Here is a 20,990-nt window from a genome sequence, read left to right on the forward strand (position 1 = left end):
CCAGGCCGGCGGGTCAGGAGCCCGGGATCATGAGCTCCGCGCGCGGGCGGTGGCTTCCAGCCCGCCAGGTACGAAGTCTGTCCCCTGCTGGACACGGTCGTTCCACGTCTCAGGCGGCCTGCCCGAAGGCACCTCCCTCATCGTGATGCACCCGGAGACCGGGCACACAAGCGCGCACAGGTTGCACCCGATACACTCTTCTTCGTCCACGAACGGGACGCGCGACGGCGCGGCGACCCCGCTCGGGTTCGCCGTCACGGCGCGATCCGGGATCACCTTCGGGATGTGGGTGTGGCCCGCCGCGCGCGCCTCCGCCTCCGTCCTCCCCGGCAGGTGGATGCACTGGTGCGCCCCGTCCATGCAGGCGACGTAACAGAGCTGGCACCCGATGCACTTCTCGGCGCTGATGTCCGCGACCACGCGGTACGAGAGGTCGAGATCGCCCCACTCCTGCACCTGCGGGACCGCCCTGCCCCGGAGCTCGCTCACCGAGCGCATCCCGTGCTCGTCGAGCCAGTCGCCGAGCCCCTCGATCATCTCCTCGACGATGCGGTAGCCGTGGTGCATCACCGCGGTGCAGACCTGCACGCTGGTCGCGCCGAGCGCGATGAACTCCGCGGCGTCGCGGGCGCTCGAGATGCCGCCGATGCCCGAGATGGGCAGCCGGCCGATCTCGGGGTGGCGCGCGAGCTGGCTCATGAGGTGGAGCGCGATCGGCTTGACCGCGGGCCCGCAGTAGCCGCCGTTGGTCGACGCGCCGCCGACCCGCGGCAGCGGGACCATCCGCTCCAGATCGACGCCCATCAGCGACTTGATCGTGTTGATCAGCGAGATGCCGTGCGCCCCGGAGCGGAGCACCGCCTCGCCCGGCTCGACGATGTCGCCGACGTTGGGCGTGAGCTTCACGATGACCGGCGTCGTCGCGAACTCGACGGCCCACCGCGCGATCTCCTCCAGGACCGCCGGCTCGTTGCCGACGGCCGAGCCCATGCCGCGCTCGCACATCCCGTGCGGGCAGCCGAAGTTGAGCTCGAGCCCGTCGGCGCCCGTGTCCTCGGCCTTGCGGATGATCTCGCGCCACTCGTCCTTCGTCTCGACCATGAGCGAGGCGATGAGCGCGTGGCCCGGGTAGCGCCGCTTGACCTCGCGCATCTCCCGGAGGTTCGCGTCGAGCGGGCGGTCGGTGATGAGCTCGACGTTGTTGAGCCCCATGAGCCGCAGGGTGCCGTAATCGATGCCTCCGAAGCGGCTCGACACGTTGACGATCGGGTTTCCGAGCGTCTTCCAGACGGCGCCGCCCCAGCCGGCGTCGAAGGCGCGCCGGACCTGATCGCCGGTGTTTGTCGGCGGCGCCGAGGCGAGCCAGAACGGGTTCGGGCTCTTGATCCCGGCGAAATCGATAGAGAGGTCGGCCATCGCTCAGCTCCCTTGCGGTGCGGCCCCGGGCGCCGCGTCGCCCGGCCGCGTCATCATCGCTTCGTGCATCGCGCGCGCGGCGATCTTCGCCTCGGCGACCGCGTTGACGACCTCCTTGCCGCCGTTCACGCAGTCGCCGCCGCTGTAGACCTTCGGGTTGCCCGTGCGGTGCGTCGCCGGGTCGACCACCACGCGCCCCCGCGCGTCGAGCGCCACGCCCTGGAACGCGAGCGCCGCCCGCGTCGCCCGGCTCTGCCCGATCGCGACCGCGACGAGGTCGGCCGGCACGAGCTCCTCCTCGACCGGCGCCGGCGCGGGGCCCTGCGCCGCCCGCCGCGCGTCCGCGGGCGCGACCCGCAGCGCGACGACCCGCCCGCCCTCGCGCACCACCTCGACCGGCACCCGGTTCTCGACGAGCCGCGCGCCGGCGACCCGCGCGCCCTCGAGCTCGTGCGCGTAGCCCGACATCTCGGCCTCGGAGCGGCGGTACACGATCGCCACGTCGACCCCGAGCAGCGCGAGCTCGTGCGCGACGTCGAGCGCCGTGTTGCCGCCGCCGACGACGGCCGCGCGCCGCACGCCCGCGAGATCGAGGCGCGGATCGGCCTTGAGCCGCTCGATGAACGCGGTCGCGCCCACCACGCCCTCGCCGTCCTCCCCGGGGATGCCGAGGCGCGCGTCGGCGCCGAGGCCGAGCCCCAGGAAGACAGCGTCGTGCTCCGCGAGCAGGTCGCGCGCGGAGACCTCCCCCGGCGCGGCCGCCCGCTCGACCACCGAGACGCCGGTGCGGAGCTCGATGTCCCCGAGCGACAGCACCCAGGAGAGCTCGCGGAGCGCCTCGTCCCCCTTCATCTTGTAGGGCGCGATCCCGAGCGTGTTCAGGCCGCCGGGGATCGACCGCTGCTCGAAGATCACGGCGCGGTGCCCCTCGAGGGCGAGGTAGCCCGCCGCGGCGATCGACGCGGGCCCCGCGCCGACGAGCGCGACGCTCCGGCCCGTGGGCGGCTTCGCCCGGAAGAGCCGCGGATCGCGCGCGAGCGCCGACTCGACGGCGTGGCGCTGGAGGCGGCCGATCGCGATCGGCTCGCGCCCCCACGCCTTGTAGACGCAGTCGCCCGCGCAGAGCACCTCCACGGGGCACGCCTGTCCGCACGACTGGCCGAGCAGGTTGGCCGTGAGGATGGTGCGGGCGGCGCCCTTCACCTGACCTGTCGCGATCTTCCGGATGAAGCTCGGGATATCGATGGAGGTCGGGCACGCCTTCACGCAGGGCGCGTCGACGCAGTAGAGACACCGGTTCGCCTCGGCGATCGCCTCGGACTCGGTGTAGCGCGGGCTCTTGTCCTCGAATCGCTCTTCGATCCGGCCGGACGGGAGGGCTGAGAGGCGGGTCGGGGCTCGGGTCATGCTCGTGCTCGCGCGCTCCTGCGGTTTCGACTAAGCGGCCCGGGAGCCCTGGGTCGGGCCGAGCCGGCGCGGCAGGTAGCGCCCGGCGCCGCGCTCCACGTCGAGCTTGCCGTCCGAGCACTGCACCCGGCCGTTCACGACGACGTGCGTCGGCCTCCCCTTCACCTCGAAGCCCTCGAAGATGCTCCGGTCGCACCGGTGATGGTGGGTCTTGGCGGAGATCGTGCTCGTCCCCTTCGGGTCGAACACCACGAGATCCGCGTCGCCGCCCGGCACGATCGAGCCCTTGCGCGGGTACAGCCCGAAGATCTTGGCCGGCTGCGTGGAGAAGAGATCGACGAAGCGGTGGACGTCGATCCGCCCCTCGAGCACCCCGTAGGTCCAGAGCAGCGCGAGCCGGTGCTCGATGCCGGCGGCGCCGTTCGGGATCCGCGAGAAATCGTCCTTGCCCATGTCCTTCTGGCCGACCTGGTTGAAGGGACAGTGGTCGGTCGCCACGGTCTGGATGAGCCCCGTCGACAGCGCGGCCCACAGCGCGTCCTGGTGGCCCTTCGGCCGGATCGGCGGGCTCATCACGTAGGCCGCCCCCTCGAAGCCGGGCTTGTCGTAGACCGAGTCGTCGAGCAGGAGGTACTGAGGGCACGTCTCGGCCATGACCACCTGGCCCCGGCCCCGCGCCTCGGCGACCGCGGCGAGCGCCTCCTTGCAGGTGAGGTGCACGATGTAGATCGGCTCGCCGAGCACCCGGGCGAGCATGATCGCGCGCCCCGTCGCCTCCCCCTCGATCGGCGAGGGCCGGCTCTCCGCGTGGTGCCGCGGGCGGGTCTTGCCCTGCTTCAGCAGCTTCTTCTGGAGCGCCACGACCGCGTCGCCGTGCTCGGCGTGGACGGTCACGAGCGCGCCGAGGCCCTTGGCGGCCTCCATCACCTGGATGAGCTCCGGGTCGTCGACGCCGATGGCCCCGCGGTAGGCCATGAAGGTCTTGAACGACGGGATGCCGTGCTCGCGCGTGCAGGCGGCCATCTCCTTCAGGGTCTCGTCGCCGAACCAGGTGACGGCCATGTGAAAGGCGTAATCGGACACCGCCTTCTTCGCCTTCTCGTTCCACATCGCGAGCCCGTCGAGCAGCGGCTGCCCGCGGCTCGGGATCACGAAATCGATGATCGACGTCGTGCCCCCGGCCACGCCCGCCGCGGTGCCTGTCTCGAAGTCGTCCGAGCTCTCCGTCCCCATGAACGGCAGCTCCATGTGCACGTGGGCGTCGACCCCGCCCGGGAAGACGAGCTGCCCCGAGGCGTCGATCACCGTGTCTCCCGCGCGCTCCTTCGCGAGCCCCGCGCCGACGGCCGCGATCTTCCCGTCCTCGCAGTAGACGTCGCCGATGAACCGGTCGCTCGCTGTGATGATCTCGCCGTTCTTGATCAGGATGCCCATGTTGCTCCTCCGCGGGTGCGCGCCGGGCGGCGGGTCCCCTCCGGGGGACGGCGCCGCCATGGCGAGGGAAACGCCGGGGGAGAGTGCCGGCCGCGACCAGCGCCCCGGCGCTGCTGGTGCCTTCGCGGTGAACGTCGCATGGCTCGGCTAGCGCTCGCCGTCCTCTCGCCGCGGCCGAGGGCCCTCAGGGCAGCTGCTTCGTGAGCTCACCGTAGCTCTCGGGCCGGCGGTCCCTGTAGAACTGCCACGTCCGCCGGACCTCCTCGATCAGGTCGAGGTTCATCTCGGCGACGACGAGCTCGTCCCTGTCCTCGCTCGCCGTCGCGAGGAAGCTGCCCCGCGGGTCGCAGAAGTAGCTCGTGCCGTAGAACTTGCCGATGTTCCACGGCGCCTCGGTGCCGACGCGGTTCGAGGCGGCGATGAAGTAGCCGTTGGCCACGGCGTGCGCGGGCTGCTCGAGCTTCCAGAGATACTGGGAGAGCCCGGCGACCGTCGCCGAGGGGTTCCACACGATCTCGGCGCCGTTCAGGCCGAGCAGCCGCGCCCCCTCCGGGAAGTGGCGATCGTAACAGATGTACACGCCGATCCGCGCATACCGCGTCTGGAACGTGGGATACCCGAGGTTCCCCGGCTTGAAGAAGAACTTCTCCCAGAACCCGTTCGTGTGCGGGATATGCGTCTTCCGGTACTTGCCGAGGTACGTGCCGTCGGCGTCGACCACGGCCGCCGTGTTGTAGTAGACGCCGGCCATCTCCCGCTCGTAGATCGGGATGATCATCACCATCTTGTACTTCTTGGCGTAGGCGGCGAGCCGCTCGACCGTCGGGCCGGGGACGGGCTCGGCCACGTCGCACCAGGTCGCGTCCTGCGAGGGACAGAAATAAGGCGTGTTGAAGACCTCCTGCAAACAGAGGATCTGCACCCCCTTCTTGCCCGCCTCGTCGATGAACGGGAGGTGCTTCTCGAACATCGCGTCCCGGATCGAGAGCACCGAGGCGCCCTCGTCGTGGATCGGGGTCGAGCACTGGATGAGCCCGCCAAGTACGTTTCGTGCCATCAGAACCACCTCGTGATGACGATCTTGCGCTCCGTGTAGAAGTCGATGGCCGTCGGGCCGTGCGCCTTCAGGTCGCCGAAGAAGCTGCCCTTCTGGCCGCCGAAGGGGAAGAAGGCCATCGGCGCGGCGACGCCGATGTTCACGCCGACCATCCCGGCGGCGACGCGGTGCTGGAACTCGCGCGCGGCGCGGCCGCTCGACGTGAAGATCGACGCCGCATTGCCGTACTCGCTCCGGTTCGCGATCGCGATCGCCTCGTCGAGGTCGTTCGCGCGCATCAGGCAGGCGACCGGGCCGAAGATCTCCTCGGTCGCGATCACCATCCCCGGCCGCACGTCGTCGAAGACCGTGGGCCCGACCCAGTTGCCGTCCGGATACCCCTCGACCCGCGCGTCCCGGCCGTCCAGGAGGAGCGTCGCCCCCTCCGACACGCCCTTGGCGATGTACGAGACCACCCGGTCCCGGTGCGCCGCCGAGATCACCGGGCCCATGGTCACGCCCTGCGTCGCCCCGTCGCCCAGCACGATCGCCTTCGCATGGCGGACGAGCCCCTCGCGCACGGCCTCGTACGCGTCGCCGACGCACACGACGACGCTGCCCGCCAGGCACCGCTGGCCCGAGCAGCCATAGATCGACTCGGCGATGTTGCCGATCGTCTTCGGCCGATCGGCGTCCGGCATCACCACGAGGAAGTTCTTGGCCCCGCCGAGCGCCTGGACCCGCTTGCCCGCCTCGGCGGCGCTCCTGTACACGTGGCGCGCGACCGTCGACGAGCCGACGAACGAGACGCCCGCGATGTCCCTGTGCGCGCAGAAGGCGTTCACGACGTCGCGGCCGCCGTGGACCAGGCTCACGACCCCGGGCGGCAGCCCGACCTGCTCGATCAGCTCGAAGATGCGCTGCTGCGAGAGCGGGACCTGCTCCGACGGCTTGAGGATGAAGGTGTTCCCCGTGGCGATCGCGTAGGGCAGGAACCAGAGCGGGACCATCGGAGGGAAGTTGAACGGCGTGATCGCCGCGAAGACGCCGAGCGGCTGGCGGACCGTGTGGCAGTCGATCCCGGACGCCACGTCCTCGAGGGCCTGTCCCATCATGAGGGCCGGGATGCCGGCCGCGTGCTCGACGTTCTCGATGCCGCGGCCGAAGTCGTTCCTGGCCTCGACCAGCGTCTTGCCGTGCTCGGAGGTGCAGATGGCCGCGATCTCGTCGCGGTGGGCGTCGAAGACCTCGCGCATCTTGAAGAGGTAGCGCGCCCGCTGCACCGGCGGCGTCGCGCTCCAGCCGGGGAACGCCGCCTGCGCGGCCTTCACCGCCGCGTCGACGTCCGCCGCGGTCGAGAGCGGGACCTTTGCAAGGAATTCCCCGGTGGCCGGGTTCTTCACCTCGAGGTGGGTCGTCCCCGAAGAGCGAGACCAGGCGCCGCCGACGAAGTTTTCCAGCACGCGCATCGCGAAACACCTTTCCCCCGGCGAGGTGGTCACATTGACATCCGCAGCGAGCAGGGCGCCGGCCCTGTCCGCTGGACAATACAACCCACCGATCGAGCGCTACATGCGGTGGGGGTCATCCGTCAAGCCTCGGTGCGACGTGCCCGCGCCGCAGCCGCTGTGCGAAAGACCCTCCACGCACATTCCGTAGTATAGACCACAGCGTAGCTGACAGCCCCCGGTGCAACTGCCTAGCAGCACGTCATGAAATCCATTCGAAACAACTCAGGTACGCCCTGGTCCGGCCGCGCGGTCGATGACGTCGCCCCGTTCGGGTGGCGTCATCGACCGCGGCCCTCCAGGCCGATCCGGCGCGACGGCGCGGGCGCGACGCAGGCTCCGCCGCGCGCTGCCCGGCGCCGAGACCCGCGCGCCGCATGGCGCCAGCACCGCGTCGAAAGTCGCTCCCGAGCGTTGCTGCGTCAATCGAACCGTCCTAGGTGCAACGCCATGGTTCTCACGAACCCTGGCCCTGTCATCGGCCGCACGGCGATGCCAGGGGACGACGCCTGCGCGAACTGGCGGCTCGGCGGCGCGACGGCGTAAGCTCTGCATGCGCTCGGTGAGACGATGAACCTACCCACCATGCTGTTCGACACGACGGAGCACGTGCTCATCGCCGTCCACGGCAGGGAACCGCCGAACGACGAGGACTGGGAGCTCTACATGCAGACGGTGCTGGCGCTCCCCCCCAGCTGCTCCAGGACTCTGGTGGTGACCGCCGGCGGGGGCCCCAACGCCAAGCAGCGTGCGTCCATCAACGACTTTGTAAGCAATCACACGCTCACAGTGGCGATCTGCACCGATGCGATGCTCGTCCGGCAGATCACGATAGCGCTCAGCTGGTTCAACCCGAGGGTCAGGTCGTTCCGGGGCAACGACATCGCGGCCGCCCTGCGCTATCTCGACATCAGCGGGCCCGAAGCCGCCATGGTGCACCACAAGGTCGCGCGGATGCGGCTCGAGATCGAGGGCCGGGCGCCCCGCACGCCGCGCTGATCCGGGGCGCTCGCGGGGCGGCGCCGCGCGCCGCGACGCGCCGGGAGCGACCGTGATACCACGGTGACCATGACCAGCTGGCAAGAGCTCATCTCTTCTCCTCGGCGACGAGACGCAGAATCGACCGAGTCGCGGCCGCGCTTCTTCCGGCCGGCGCGCGGGCCGGACGCCGAGGAGCTCGGGCGCCTGCTCCGCGACGACGCGCGCGTCCAGGTCTTCGACGCGATCGACCGGCAGCTCGCGGATCTGATCAAGACGCGGCACCCGAGCCGCACCCTCGAGGAGCGCGAGATCGCGCGGCTCGTCGAGGAGCACCTCCGCGGCGCCCCGCGAGCGGCGTACGGCGTGTGGGTCCACTACCCGTGGTCGCACCGCCTCGTGCACCTGCTCGATGAGGCCGAGTTCGTCGAGCTCAGGACCAACCGCAACAGGTACAAGATCAGCCCCGAAGAGCAGGAGACGCTCGCCGGGCGGCGGATCGGCGTCGTCGGGCTCTCCGTCGGCCAGTCCGTGGCGCTGACCATCGCGCTCGAGCGGAGCGCCGGCGAGCTGCGCATCGCCGACTTCGACCACCTCGAGCTCTCGAACATGAACCGGATCCGGACCGGCGTGCACAACCTCGACGTGCCCAAGGTGGTCGCCACCGCGCGCGACATCGCCGAGCTCGACCCGTTCTTCAAAGTAAGGTGTTTTTCCGAAGGGGTCACTCCGGACAACATGGATCGCTTCCTGCTCGGACGGGACGAAGGCGAGGGCGAGGGCAAGCTCGATCTCGTCGTGGACGAGTGCGACAGCCTCGATATCAAGCTGGAGATCCGCTTCAGGGCGCGCGCGCACCGCATACCGGTCCTGATGGACACGAGCGACAGGGGGCTCATCGACGTCGAGCGCTTCGATCTGGAGCCGGACCGGCCGATCCTCCACGGGCTCGTCGGCGACCTCAGGCCCGAGCGCATCCGCGGCCTGTCGACGGAGGACAAGGTGCCTTATGTGATGCAGATCATCGGGCAAGACACGCTCTCCACGCGGTTCGGCGCCACGCTCATCGAGGTGCAGCAGACGGTGAGCACGTGGCCGCAGCTCGGGTCGGCGGTCGTCCACGGCGGGGCGGCGGCCGCGGACACGGCGCGCAGGCTCGCCCTGGGAGAGCCGGTGCGGTCGGGCCGGTACTACGTCGACCTGGAGCAGCTCATCAGCGGTCCAGAGGGCGCGCTGGCCGGAGGTCCGGGCGCGTCGCCCGCGCCCCCGCCGCGCGGCCCAACGCGGGGCCCCGCGTCGCTCGCGCTCCCGCCCGGCGGAGAGGCCGGCGCCGCCCCGCTCGATCCGGAGCGGCTCCGGCGGCTCGTCGCGGCCGGGATCGCGGCGCCCTCGGGCGGCAACTGCCAGCCCTGGCTCTGGGTCTACGAGGCGCGCCGCCTCGGGCTGTTCCACGATCGGGCGCGCTCCGAGTCGCTCGCCGACTTCCAGGGGGCGGGCGGCGTGGTCGCGCTCGGCGCGGCCGCCGAGAACGTCGTCCTCGCCGCGCACCGCGAGGGGCTGAGCGTGCGCCTCTCGCCCTTCCCGCTCGGCGGCGAGGACCTGGCGGCGACGTTCGACTTCTTCGACGCGCCGGTGAGCGGCGCCGAGGGCCACGCGATGGATCACCTCGCGGACTCCATCGGGCTCCGGCACACGAACCGGCACCCGAGCCAGCCGGCGGCGCTCGCGGACGAGCACCGGGCCGCCCTCGCCGCGGCGGTCCGGTCCGTCCCCGGGGCGGACCTCCAGCTGCTCGAAGCGCCGGCGGCGCTCGAGGAGATCGCCGCGCTCATCGGCGCCGGCGATCGCCTCCGGCTGCTCGCGCAGAGCACGCACGCCGACCTGATGAAGGAGATCCGCTGGACCGAGGCGGAGGCGGAGGCGCGCCGGGACGGCATCTTCGTCGACGCGTTCGAGTTCTCGCCGGCCGATCTCGCGGGGTTCAGGATCTGCCGAGACTTTCGCGCGATGGAGCTCGTGCGGCGCTGGGGCGGTGGAAAGGCGCTGGAGAAGACGGCGCGCAAGGCGATCACCGGCGCGATGGCCGTCGCGCTGATCACCCTGCCGCGCGCCGGGCTCGCGGACTACTTCCAGGGCGGCAGGGCGCTCGAGCGGGCGTGGCTCACCGCGACGCAGCGGGGGATCGCCGTCTACCCGATGGCGACGCTGCCCTACCTGTTCGCGCGGCTCGTCCGCGGCGGCGGCGAGGGGATGGATCCGGAGACCGTGGCGGTCGCGAGGGAGCTCCGGGAGCGGTACGTCCGGCTGTTCGACGTCACCGACGCGACGGCGGAGATCCTGCTCTTCCGCCTGTCGCTCGCGGGGCCGCCGTCGACGCGCTCGCTCCGGCGCCCCCCCGAGGACGTGCTCGTCACGCGCTGACCCGGGCCATCCCGGCGGCCGCCCGCCTCACGGCGCCGCGCGGTCGCCGAGGAGCCAGCTGCGCGCGGCGCCCTCGTCCTTGAAGATCCGCACGAGATCCGCGGTGCCCGCTTCCCGGGCGATGCGGCCCGCCTGCAGCGCGGCGAGGTCGCTCTGGACCAGCTCGGCGGTCCGGATCACCCCCATCGCGGTCGAGGTCGCCCCGATGTCGCGGAGGAGCTCCGTCGCCTCCTCGGAGGCGATGGAGAACCCCCGGAAATCCACGAGGACGCGGATCTTCCGGCCGCAGAGCGAGCCGAGCGCCTTCGTGTACTCGGCGGCATACGCGTGCGCCTCCTCCGTGCGCACGACGCCTTGCAACATGACCTCGATGAGGGCGTTGATCTTGTCGATCTTGATTCGGTACATGCCGCCTCGGTGGGGGAGCAGAGGTGGGGGACCAGAAGCCGAGCTAGCGCGGCGGCGGCTTTGGCTCGGTGAGCTGGTAGACATGCTCTGCGAACTCCGGAATGAGCTCCCTCGCGACGATCCACAGCCGCCCTTCGCCGAGGTCGTTCAGGCCGGCAGTCCCCTCGTAGCTCAGCGTGCCGCGCTCGCCGAAGCAGATGAACGACGGCCGATCGTGGCTCCGGAACCAGCCGCACGCGGCGTCGAGCAGCGGGGCGAAGGCGGCGTCCCCGCCGGGGCGCATGGGGACGAGACGGACCGAGTCGAGCAGCCGGAAGAGGTTCGTGCCGAGCTCGCCGAGCTCGAGGATGGCGGCCGCCACCGGCTCGCCGCGCTGGCGCGCCACGAGCAGCGCGCGCTCCCGCTCGAGCCCCGCGCTGCGCCAGCGCTCGATGCAGGGGCCCAGCGCGAGCCTGCCCGGCACGAGATCGAGCGCCTCCGCGTAGAGGCGCGGCGACGTCGCGCACAGATGGCCGAGGAGCGCCGCCTGCTCCGACGGGGTCGCCTCGCCGATCTCGAACGGCGCGCCGTCCGCAGAGGAGGGCTCGGGGGGCAGCGCCGGGACATCGACGCCCATCAGGCGGAACGGCAGCGAGAGCACGAGCCCTGTCGCCTCGTGCCTGCGGGCGAACTCGAAGAACGACCGCTCGTTCCACGCGACGTGCGCCTCGGCGTAGACGATGACCCACCGGCACTCCGGGTCGGCCAGCGCGTACTCGCAGCAGCGCGTGAAGATGTCGCGGAGCACCTGCCGCGAGCTCAGGTTGGAGGCGCTCTTGGGCCGCTTCGCGAGCTGATGAAACATCCACGTGCTGTGGTAAGGCTTCATCATCGAGAAATTGCCCTCGATGCCGTGCTCGGAGAGGCAGGTGACGTTGTGCAGGAGGTGCGGCGCCGCCGCGGCCCGCTGCGCCATCCTCATGAAGCTCGGCTTCATGGCATCGAAGTTCTCCGGGCGCCGCCCGGAGAGGTTGAAGTAGCCCGACGAGGCGAAGATGTCCCAGAACTCCGCCTGCCAGGCCGTCCCCCCGTAGGTGGTCGCGTGCAGGATGCGGGACACGAGCCGCAGCCAGCGCCGCTCGTCCTCGCGCTTCGCGGCGACGACCTGCACGCTGCAGAGCTGCGCGGCGGCGCCCTCGCCCGCGGACACCGACCGCACCTCGCCCTTCAGGTGAATCACCCCGTCATCGCCGTCCGGGAGCTCCAGCGCGAGCTTGAGCCTCGCGTCCAGCGGCGGCTGCCCTTCCCCGAGCGCGAGCCTGAGGCTCGCGAAGGACACGTCGACCACCTCGGCCTCGACCGGCGGCAGGTGGAGCCAGTCGGGGTGCAGGAAGCGCGCGGTGAGCTCGACCTCGACGCCCCGCTCATGGAGGCTCCGGCGGAGGCGCTCGACCCGCGCCGGCAGCGCGGACACGATCTCGCCCGGGCGCACCTGCTCCGCCCGGATGTTGAAGCGGAAGACGGAGCTGTGCCCGGCGATCTCGACCGCGGCCGCCTCGTTCCAGCCCTCGATGCCGAACCAGCGGACCGTCCCGACCTCGACCTCGCTGAGCATCACGCACAGCGACGGCGCGCTCTCGGCGGCGCGGCGGACGATGCCCTTCTTGCGCAGGAGGACGCTCAGGATGTCGCGCACCCGCCGCGGGTCGTCGATGACCTCGCGCACCTGCCCGGCCTCCGCGGCCGAGGACCTGAAGAGGCTCGAGGCCGCGGCCTTCGCCGCGCCGGCGTCGACGAGGGCGCGCAGCGCCTCGCGGATCTGGCCGCTCGCGCGCGCGGACACCTCCTGGAACGAGAGCCCGATGAGCGGGCCCCGCAGGCCCATCGACTGCAGCACCAGCAGGGCGGGGAGCGGGCCGATCTCGACGCCGCGGAAGTACAGGCGCACGGAGGCCACGCTGCCGAAGGGGAACGAGGTCTGGTAATCGGGCTCGATCCAGGCGCCCATCGAGCCGAGCAGGACGACCGGGTAGCCCGGGTCGAGCCCCTCGATGCGCAGCCAGACCTCGTCTCCGTCCAGCCAGCACGCCCCCGGCTCCTCGGCCGGCGCATCGTCCCCAAAGAGCGCTCGCCCGAGCGATAACCCGTCAGCGCCGCCCCGGGCAGCCCAGCTCGCCTCCTGCCCGAATCCGACCTTCGGAACCAGCGTCACGAGGTCGTCCCCCCCTCCATGAGATGACCTGTTCCGGGTGGAGAACAGGCGACCACGCCGCTTCGCCCGTGTGGCGAAAAGGCACAGCACCCCTCGGCGAGCTCGCCAACACCCCTCAGGAGCTCACCTGGAAGCCAGGAAGGAGGCAGATCCACTTGATCGTACTTCCATAACATCTGTACCGGATGTCAACAACCTGCGTCAAGTGGCCCATGGCGCTCGCGTCGGTCACGTGGATGGGCACGTGGATGGGCACGTGGATGGGCACGTGGATGGGCACGTGGATGGGCGCGCCCACAGCGACGCTGGCTTCTTTCGCCCTGCGCCCTGCGCCCTGAACGCGGAAGCAAGATCGCCTCGGACCCCGCGGGGAGCGGGCGATGCACAGGAGACGTCGCGGGCATTCGCACCGCGTCATGCTACAAAGGGCCACCTCGATGCCCGACATGAGCGCCTTTCTGCACGCCGATGGCTGGATCACGCTCGCGACGCTCAGCGCGCTGGAAATCGTCCTTGGAATCGACAACATCGTCTTCCTCTCCATCATGACGGCGAGGCTGCCGCCGGAGCAGCAGCCGATCGCCCGCCGCATCGGCCTCTTGCTCGCCCTCGGCATGCGGCTGCTCCTCCTGCTCGCGATCTCGTGGGTGATGGGGCTCAAGGCCACCCTGTTCAGCCTGCTCGGACACGACTTCAGCGGGCGTGACCTGATCCTGCTCGGCGGCGGTCTGTTCCTGATCGGCAAGGCGACCCACGAGATGTTCGACAAGCTCGAGGTCGAGGAGCCCAGCGAACCGCAGGCGAAGCCCAGGGCGTCGTTCCCCTCCGTCATCACGCAGATCGTGCTGCTCGACATCGTCTTTTCGCTCGACTCGGTCATCACCGCGGTCGGCATGGCGCAGCACGTCTCGATCATGATGGTGGCCATGTTCATCGCGGTGGGCGTGATGCTCGTCTTCGCGGGCACGATCGGCGCGTTCATCCACCGCCACCCGAGCATGAAGATCCTCGCGCTGAGCTTCCTGCTGCTCATCGGCGTGGTGCTCGTGGCCGACGGCATGGGCCAGCACATCAGCAAGGGCTACATCTACTTCGCCATGGCGTTCTCGCTCAGCGTCGAGCTCGTCAACATGCGCCTCCGGCTGCGCCAGAAGCCCGTCCAGCTGCACACGAAGAGGGGGAGCTCCCCGGACCTCTTGCAGGCGCCCGGACAGGCCCCGCCGGGGAGCTGAGGCCGCGCGGGGTCGCCCGCGGGAGCGCCGATGGAGGGCGGAGCCCTGGGCCGCCGGAGCGAGCTCCGGGAGAGCCTGTAAACAATTCGCACAGACGCGGTATCCGAGGGTAGACGGCGAGAGCAGCCGGTCCCAGAAGTGACACCGGGGTTCTCCACCGAGGTGAGCGTGAGCGACGAGCAGGGAGACGCAGCAACAAGTGGAAGGCGGCGGCGCATCGTCATCGTCGACGACGACGACGCCATCGTCGAGACGCTGGAAGAGGTGCTGCTGGCAGAAGGGTATGACGTCGAGGGGTACACCGACCCCCGCGAGGCGCTGGAGCGGCTGCGCTCCCAGGCGCCGCCGGACGTCATCGTCCTCGACTGCGTGATGCCGTTCCTGGACGGGCCGCGCCTCATGGAGACGCTCGCGGCCGAGGGGAGAGCGGTGCCGGTCGTGCTCGTGACCGCGCTCAGCGATCCCGGCTTCTGCATCGACCCGAACCACCCGGACGCGACGCGGATCATCAACAAGCCGTTCGACCTGGAGCAGCTGCTGGAGACGCTCGACGACCTCTCGAGCATGCCCCCGGCGAGCGAGCCCGGGGCGCGGCGGCGCGCGCGGGCCGCGTCGACGCAGCAGACGTAGCGGCGCGGGGGTTCCCGGAGACGCGGCGGCGCGCGGCGAGGCCCGCCGCGCTGCGCAGGCGGGCCTCGGAAGGCGGGGGGATCAGGGCCGGGGGAGCGCCGCGGGGAGGCCGTGGACGACGTCGGCGCCGATGGGGACGGTGACGCTCGCCCCCTGGAAGTCGCTGCCGATCGGCTCGTAGGAGCCGCCGAGGCACTGCGCGAGGAAGGTCTCCGCGATCGCGTTGAACGACATGGCGTTCTCCGGGCGGGCGAAGCCGTGGCCCTCGTCGGGGTACAGCGCGTACGTCACCGGGATCCCCTTGCTGGTCATCGCCTTGACGATCTGATCGCTCTCGGCCTGCTTCACGCGCGGGTCGTTGGCGCCCTGGCCGATGAGGAGCGGCCGCTTGATCTTGTCGGCGCGGTGGAGCGGCGAGCGCTGGCGCAGGAGCTCGCGGCCCGCCTCGGTGCGGGGGTCGCCGACCCGCTTGGCGAAGAGATCGAGCATCGGCGCCCAGTAGGGCGGGATCGACTCGAGCAGGGTCACGAGGTTCGACGGACCGACGATGTCGACGCCGCAGGCGAAGGTCTCGGGCGTGAAGGTCAGGCCGACGAGCGTCGCGTAGCCGCCGTAGCTGCCGCCCATGATCGCCACGCGATCCTTGTCGGCGATGCCCTGCGCGACCGACCAGGCGACCGCGTCGAGCAGGTCGTCGTGCATCTTGCCCGCCCACTCCAGGTCGCCCGCGTTGACGAACCTCTTCCCGAACCCCGTCGAGCCCCGGAAGTTGGCGCTCAGCACGGCGTAGCCGCGGTTCGCGAGCCACTGGTGCATCGGATCGAGGCGGAAGGAGCTGCGCGCCCAGGGGCCGCCATGCACGAGCAGCACGGTCGAGAGCGGCCGGTCCGGCTTGCCGTCCCCGTCGGGGTCGGCGGCGCGCGGGAGCGACAGGTAGCTCACGAGCTCGAGCCCGTCGCGCGCCTTGATGATGACGGGCCGCATCTTCACGAGCGGCTGCGACTCGAGCGCCGTCCGGTTCGTGAAGAGGAACGTCGCCTTCTTCGTTCCGCGCTCGTAGAGGTAGTACCGGGCCGGGCCGTCGGAGACGGTGTAACCGACGGTCCAGCGCGTGTCGTCGAGCGAGCGGCTCAGCACGTCGAGCTCGCCATCGGCGACCGCGCGGAGGGCGTCGAGGTCCGGCTGGAGGCTCTTGTCGACCACGTGCCAGCGCTTGCGCTCGTGCTCGGAGGCCGCCGCCTGCACCTTGCCCGTCCTCGGGTGGACGATCACCGCGCTGACGTCGGCCTTCGCGTCCTCGGCGAGCACCGCGGGCTTCGCGGTCCTCGGGTCGAGGGCGACGAGCGCGGAGGTGTCGCGGCCGCGGCTGTCCTGGAAATAGAGCGTCTTGCCGGTCGCGTCGAAGCCGATCGCGTCGCTCGTGACGGCGTCCTCGTGCCCGAACGCGACGAAGGGCTTCGGCTCCTTGCCGGTGACGTCGAGGTACTCCTGGCCTCCGTCGGCCGTCATCCGCACCGCGAGCCGCGCCTTGAAGTCGCCGTCGGCGACGAACCCCGCGAACCCGTCGTTCTGCCGCACGAGCTTGCGCTCGCCGGTGCGGACCGAGACGCGGTAGAGGTCGTGGAGCTTCTTGTCCCGATCGTTCATGCCGATAAGGATCTCGTCCGGGATCTTCGGGCTCACCCCCTCGAACGTCGCGGCGATGCCCTCGAAGGGCGTGAGATCCTTGATCTGCCCGGTCTTGAGCTCGACTGCGTAGATGTGCCAGTTCTCGTCGCCGCCCTTGTCCTGGCGATAGAGGACGTAGTCGCTCGCGTAGGGGAACAGGAAGGTGCGCACGCCGCGGCCCTGTTCCTTCGTGACCGGCCTGGCCGCGGCCGGATCGCGGGCCGGGCCGACCCACACGTTGAGCACGCCCTCGGACGGGGCGAGGAACCCGAGCCGCTGGCCGTCCGGGCTGATCTTGGGAGACGCGCGATCGGGGTTGCCGAAGAGCGTGTGCCGCGGCAGGAGCGTCGCGTCGGCGCGCGGCGCGGCCTTCGCCGGCGCGGCCGGCGCCGCGGCGGCCGGGGCGGCCGGGGTCGGCGCGGCGGCCTGCTGGGGCGGCGCGGGCGCGGGCGCGGGCGCCGCAGCGCCGCCGCAGGCGAGCGGCGCGATGAGGGGCAGCAGGAACAGCGATCGGAGCTTCTGGGGTCGGTCCATGGGTTCATCCGGGGCGCGAAGCCGCCGGCCGCACCCCGCATGCGCCACGCCCGCGCCCCGAGCGTCATACCCAGATCCCGGAAGCCGGTCTACGACGGCCGCGTCCCTCTCACCGCTCCCGGCCGTGTCCCTCCCACCGTCCCCGATCGCCCGGAGAGCACGCCTGGCCGGCGTCAGGCGGCTTGCTGCGGCGTCGTGGCGGTGGGCTCGCCGCGCGCCTCCAGCGCGAGCTTGCAGGACAGCCACCCGCGCACGAGCTCGAGGTGGCGCACCTCGTGCTGCTCGGCCACGCGGAACTCGGCGGCCATCTCGTCCTGGCCGTAAGCGGTCGCCAGGTCGATGAGCATCCGCCAGCTGTCGTTGTCCGTGAGCTCGGCGACGAGCAGCGCCTGCAGGCTCTGCCCGAAGTTGATCCTCGGCTCGACGGCGACCGAGAACACGCCGGCCGACGCCAGCCCGATCACGTCGGCGCTGGGCGTCATCGCGGTCGGATCGGCCCCGAGCCGCTCGATCGCGCGCTTCAGCAGCGCGAAGTGCCGGAGCTCGTCGTCGCGGATCGCCTCGAGGTCGGCGCGGGTCGGGCCTCCCTCGAAGCTCCCCTCCGCGTCGTACTTGGTGATCAGCGCCTCGTAGAGGCGCGTACCCGAGCGCTCGAACTGGAGGCGCTCGCCGAGCTTGTCGATGAGGAGCGCGGGCGGCCTGCCCTGGATGAGCTCCCCGGCCGCCTTGACCACGCCCTTGAGGCTCACCGGCGGCGGCACGCTCCCGACGGTGCCCGACTCCCGCGCGTACTCGCTCCTCACCGCCGCGGCGTCGGCCTCGCTCCCGGGGGAGCTCGGCGGGATCGCCTGCGCGAACTCGATGAGCTCCTTGCTGTCGAGGGGCGAGGTCGCGATACCCGTGGTGTTCGTCCCGATCGTGATCTGCTTCATGGCGTCGCCTCCTTCTGTCCGTCGATCTTCTCGGCGCGTCGCGAGAGCTCGGTGCCCGGCGTGAACCGGTAGCCCGCGGCCACGATCTCGGAGGGCGAGCCGGCGGAGTTCATCTGCTGCCGGTAGGCGAGCGTCGCGGCGCTCTCCGGAACGACGTTCGGGTCGACGATGGCCTCGCCGACGGCGCGCAGGTGCACCTCCCTGGAGAGCACGTCGCGCACGAACTGGCGGTGGCTCTTGTGCGAGACCGGGTCCGGGAGCGAGGCGGGCAGGATCTCGGCCGCGTCGCGCCGCTCGATCCGGTTGAAGTGGTCGATGGCCACGTGGAGCTGCCCGAGCTCGTAATCGAGGAACCGCTCCCAGATCCGCTTCACGCGGGCGTTCTGCTCCTGCTGGAGGCAGCTCCAGTAGTTGTAGACCTCGTTGGCCTCGTGCAGGACCCACTTCTCGAGCCAGGTCTCCGCGGGGTCGATGAGCGCCTCGTACTGGGTGACGTGCTGCTCCTCGATCGAGGCGATCTCGGCGTAGAGCAGCCGCGCCACCGGGTCCGCGAAGAACGGACCGACGTTGAGGTAGTAGTTGTGCGTCTGCTGCTCGGCGGCCATGATGGTGAGCGCGTTGAGCTTCGTGATCGCGCTCGCGGTCCGGCGGTCGTAGGGCGCGCGCACGTCGTCCTCGGGGGCGCGGTGCTCCACCGCGGTCGGGCGGCCGACCGTCACGTCGGTGTACGATTGCAGGATGTTGTTCGCGTCCTTGCCTTCCAGGCGGTCCAGGAGCGCCGAGTAGCGATACAGGTGGTCGTAGTCCTCGAGCATGCCGAAGCGATAGACCTGCGCGAGGTACGGGTCCGGCTCGGAGAGCGCCGCGTGCGCGGTGATCTCGATGGCGACCTGCTCGTATCCGATGGTGGTCTCCAGCGGCGATTGATCCGGCGGGCTGAGCCAGTTCACCACCGTGGCCTGGTGGTGGTCGACGCGCCGCACCTGGGCGAGCACGCGCCGTAGATCCCGGTTCATGCGCGCGAAGCTGTGCAGGAACCGCACGCTCTCGAGCTCGATACCGTTCATCAGGATGACGCGGACCCGGGTGAAGGCGTCGTCGTCGAGCTTGCTGAACGGCACCTGGACGAGATCACGCCAGTTGAACGACTGGCGGTCGAGCGGTATCCCCCGCTCTTTCAGGATATCGAGCGCCATGTTGCCCCTTCCTCGCGCGCCGTGCTCGTGCGCCGAGGCCTCGCGCGCCGTGCTCGTGCGCCGAGGCCTCGCGCGCCGAGCCATGACCGCTGCGGCGGTACTTGAGGCCGCCCTCCCTGCAGCGCAAGCGCGGGCGACGCCCGAGAGGCCGGGCCCGCGCGCGGCCTCTTCCAGGTGATCCTGCCAGGCGGTGTCCTGCGCGCGCCGGGTCGGGCTGTGCTAGGGCACCGATCCACCTTCGCCGGCGGGGCCGGCCGTGGAGGAGGTCGCGTGATCTCGAGCAGCGTCCCCGAGCTCCGGCTCCGCACCCGCAACGCGATGCCAGTCCGCGAGGACGGCGACTACGTCCTTTACTGGATGATCGCGAGTCGCCGGACAAGGTACAATTTCGGTCTGGAGCGCGCGGTCGCCTGGTCGATGGAGCTCGATCGGCCGCTCGTCGTGCTGGAGGCGCTCCGGTGCGGCCACCGCTGGGCGAGCGACAGGATCCATCGCTTCGTGATCGACGGCATGGCCGACAACGCGCGCCGCCTCGCGGCGGCGGGCGTCATGGCTCACCCCTATGTCGAGCCCGCCGCGGGGGCCGGCAAGGGTCTGCTCGGCGCGCTCGCGGCGCGGGCGTGCGTGGTGGTGACGGACGACTACCCGTGCTTCTTTCTCCCCCGGATGGTCGCCTCGGCGGCGCGGCAGGTGCCGGTCCGCCTGGAGCAGGTGGACTCGAACGGCCTCTTGCCGATCCGCGCGGCCGATCGGGTGTTCACGACCGCGCGCTCGTTCCGCATCTTCTGGCAGCGGGTGATCGGCGAGCACCTCGGCGCGCAGCCGGCGGTCGATCCGCTGAGGAAGGCGAAGCTCCGGCCGGCGGCTCCCCTCCCCCGCGCGATCGCGCGGCGGTGGCCGGCGGCCTCGCCGGCGCTGCTCGGGGGCGACCCTGCCGCGCTCTCGGCGCTCCCCATCGATCACGCCGTCCCGCCGGTGCCGCGCCGGGGCGGCCCGGAGACGGCGGGCAAGGAGCTCGCGCGCTTCGTCTCGGAGCGGCTCCCGCGCTACCTGGAGGAGCGCGATCACCCCGACGCCGGCGCGGCGAGCGGCCTGTCGCCGTACCTGCATTTCGGCCACCTCGCGGCGCACGAGGTCTTCGCCGCCGTCGCCCGGCGCGAGGGCTTCCGCGCCGAGCGGCTCGGCCGCCCCGACGACGGCGTCCGGAGGCCGAGCGGCAGCCGCGAGGGGTTCTGGGGGATGAGCGCCTCGGCCGAGGCGTTCCTCGAGCAGCTCGTCACCTGGCGGGAGCTCGGGTTCAACGCCTTCGCGCTCGGGGCGAGCGAGGGAGACGGTCCGCGCCTCTCGTGGAAGCGCGATCCGACCGACTACGAGTCTCTTCCGGACTGGGCGCTCGCGACGCTCGAGAAGCACGCGCGCGACAGGCGCCCGCGCGTCTACCCGATCGAGGCGCTCGCGGCCGGGGCGACCCACGACCGGATCTGGAACGCGGCGCAGGTCGAGCTCCTCCGCGAGGGTCGAATCCACAACTACCTGCGCATGCTCTGGGGCAAGAAGATCCTGGAGTGGTCGCGGACGCCGCGCGAGGCGCTCGAGGTCATGATCGAGCTCAACGATCGGTATGCGCTCGACGGCCGCGACCCGAACTCCACCTCGGGCATCTTCTGGGTGCTCGGCCGCTACGATCGGGCGTGGGGTCCGGAGCGCGAGATCTTCGGCACGATACGTTACATGTCGTCCGAGAACACCGCCCGGAAGCTGCACCTCAAGGAGTACCTGGCGCGCCATGCGCGGTAGCGCGCGCGGCCACCGCCGGCGCGGTCAGCCGGCGCGGCCGGGGGCTCACTCCCCCGTGGATTTCCGGGGAGCGAGGCCGGGGAGCTCGCCCCCTTGGCGCTGGAGGGCCCCGGCGAGCCGGCGAGGCGTCCCGCGCCGCGTGGGGGTGCCTCGCGGGCCGGCGGCGCTCGTGTGCACGGCCACCCTGGACGCCGGCGGCGGG

The 20,990-nt window shown here is 71.3% G+C and carries 16 protein-coding genes; 5 read left to right on the forward strand and 11 right to left on the reverse strand.

The genetic code is table 11. The features are described from left to right. Positions 1-27: 27 nt before the first annotated feature. The 5 genes from preA to WMF28_RS32195 form a co-directional block, all read right to left on the reverse strand. Positions 28-1,416 carry an NAD-dependent dihydropyrimidine dehydrogenase subunit PreA gene (gene preA, locus WMF28_RS32175; RefSeq protein ID WP_437597232.1) on the reverse strand — a complete coding sequence of 463 codons (1,389 nt, stop codon included), beginning with the start codon at positions 1,414-1,416 and terminating at the stop codon, positions 28-30. Between the two features lie 3 nt (positions 1,417-1,419). Further along, positions 1,420-2,823, reverse strand: a complete 1,404-nt coding sequence (locus WMF28_RS32180) for an FAD-dependent oxidoreductase (protein ID WP_437597233.1) — start codon at positions 2,821-2,823, stop codon at positions 1,420-1,422. 30 nt (positions 2,824-2,853) lie between these two features. After that, complete coding sequence (gene hydA, locus WMF28_RS32185; RefSeq protein WP_437597234.1) at positions 2,854-4,257, reverse strand: dihydropyrimidinase; 1,404 nt, start codon at positions 4,255-4,257, stop codon at positions 2,854-2,856. 184 nt (positions 4,258-4,441) lie between these two features. Then, positions 4,442-5,314, reverse strand: a complete 873-nt coding sequence (locus WMF28_RS32190) for a nitrilase-related carbon-nitrogen hydrolase (protein ID WP_437597235.1) — start codon at positions 5,312-5,314, stop codon at positions 4,442-4,444. Beyond that, positions 5,314-6,762 (reverse strand): CoA-acylating methylmalonate-semialdehyde dehydrogenase, encoded by a 1,449-nt coding sequence (locus WMF28_RS32195; RefSeq protein ID WP_437597236.1) that lies wholly within the window; start codon positions 6,760-6,762, stop codon positions 5,314-5,316. Before WMF28_RS32195 ends, WMF28_RS32190 begins: the two co-directional genes overlap by 1 nt. Positions 6,763-7,371: 609 nt before the next feature. Here WMF28_RS32195 and WMF28_RS32200 point away from each other — a divergent pair. Both WMF28_RS32200 and WMF28_RS32205 read left to right on the forward strand, forming a co-directional pair. Continuing rightward, complete coding sequence (locus WMF28_RS32200; RefSeq protein ID WP_437597237.1) at positions 7,372-7,800, forward strand: hypothetical protein; 429 nt, start codon at positions 7,372-7,374, stop codon at positions 7,798-7,800. Between the two features lie 69 nt (positions 7,801-7,869). Then, on the forward strand, positions 7,870-10,200 hold the full coding sequence (locus WMF28_RS32205) for an Rv1355c family protein (protein WP_437597238.1): 2,331 nt from the start codon (positions 7,870-7,872) through the stop codon (positions 10,198-10,200). A 27-nt stretch (positions 10,201-10,227) separates the two neighbouring features. Here WMF28_RS32205 and WMF28_RS32210 read toward each other — a convergent pair whose 3' ends face one another. The 3 genes from WMF28_RS32210 to WMF28_RS32220 form a co-directional block, all read right to left on the reverse strand. Next, positions 10,228-10,608: an STAS/SEC14 domain-containing protein gene (locus tag WMF28_RS32210; protein WP_437597239.1), complete on the reverse strand. Its 381-nt coding sequence runs from the start codon at positions 10,606-10,608 to the stop codon at positions 10,228-10,230. 43 nt (positions 10,609-10,651) lie between these two features. Then, entirely contained in the window at positions 10,652-12,799 is a 2,148-nt protein-coding gene (locus WMF28_RS32215) for a hypothetical protein (RefSeq protein WP_437597240.1), read from the reverse strand. 115 nt (positions 12,800-12,914) lie between these two features. Further along, entirely contained in the window at positions 12,915-13,097 is a 183-nt protein-coding gene (locus tag WMF28_RS32220; protein ID WP_437597241.1) for a hypothetical protein, read from the reverse strand. A gap of 148 nt (positions 13,098-13,245) precedes the next feature. On the opposite strand from WMF28_RS32220, the gene WMF28_RS32225 reads away from it, so the two are divergent. Both WMF28_RS32225 and WMF28_RS32230 read left to right on the forward strand, forming a co-directional pair. Beyond that, the gene (locus WMF28_RS32225; protein WP_437597242.1) at positions 13,246-14,031 is read left to right on the forward strand and encodes a TerC family protein; all 786 of its coding nucleotides are present in this window, start codon (positions 13,246-13,248) and stop codon (positions 14,029-14,031) included. Between the two features lie 138 nt (positions 14,032-14,169). After that, on the forward strand, positions 14,170-14,661 hold the full coding sequence (locus tag WMF28_RS32230; protein WP_437597243.1) for a response regulator: 492 nt from the start codon (positions 14,170-14,172) through the stop codon (positions 14,659-14,661). A gap of 81 nt (positions 14,662-14,742) precedes the next feature. On the opposite strand, the gene WMF28_RS32235 is transcribed toward WMF28_RS32230, so the two are convergent. The 3 genes from WMF28_RS32235 to WMF28_RS32245 all read right to left on the reverse strand — a co-directional run bounded on the left by WMF28_RS32235 (position 14,743) and on the right by WMF28_RS32245 (position 18,991). Next, positions 14,743-16,863: an alpha/beta fold hydrolase gene (locus WMF28_RS32235; protein WP_437597244.1), complete on the reverse strand. Its 2,121-nt coding sequence runs from the start codon at positions 16,861-16,863 to the stop codon at positions 14,743-14,745. A gap of 173 nt (positions 16,864-17,036) precedes the next feature. Then, positions 17,037-17,795 (reverse strand): ferritin-like domain-containing protein, encoded by a 759-nt coding sequence (locus WMF28_RS32240; protein ID WP_437597245.1) that lies wholly within the window; start codon positions 17,793-17,795, stop codon positions 17,037-17,039. Continuing rightward, positions 17,792-18,991 carry a hypothetical protein gene (locus tag WMF28_RS32245; protein ID WP_437597246.1) on the reverse strand — a complete coding sequence of 400 codons (1,200 nt, stop codon included), beginning with the start codon at positions 18,989-18,991 and terminating at the stop codon, positions 17,792-17,794. Before WMF28_RS32245 ends, WMF28_RS32240 begins: the two co-directional genes overlap by 4 nt. Positions 18,992-19,261: 270 nt before the next feature. On the opposite strand from WMF28_RS32245, the gene WMF28_RS32250 reads away from it, so the two are divergent. Then, complete coding sequence (locus WMF28_RS32250) at positions 19,262-20,788, forward strand: deoxyribodipyrimidine photolyase (protein ID WP_437597248.1); 1,527 nt, start codon at positions 19,262-19,264, stop codon at positions 20,786-20,788. Positions 20,789-20,990 lie beyond the last annotated feature (202 nt).

It is taken from the genome of Sorangium sp. So ce590, from assembly GCF_051521365.1.
In the GTDB taxonomy this organism is placed as follows: Bacteria; Myxococcota_A; Polyangia; order Polyangiales; family Polyangiaceae; genus Sorangium.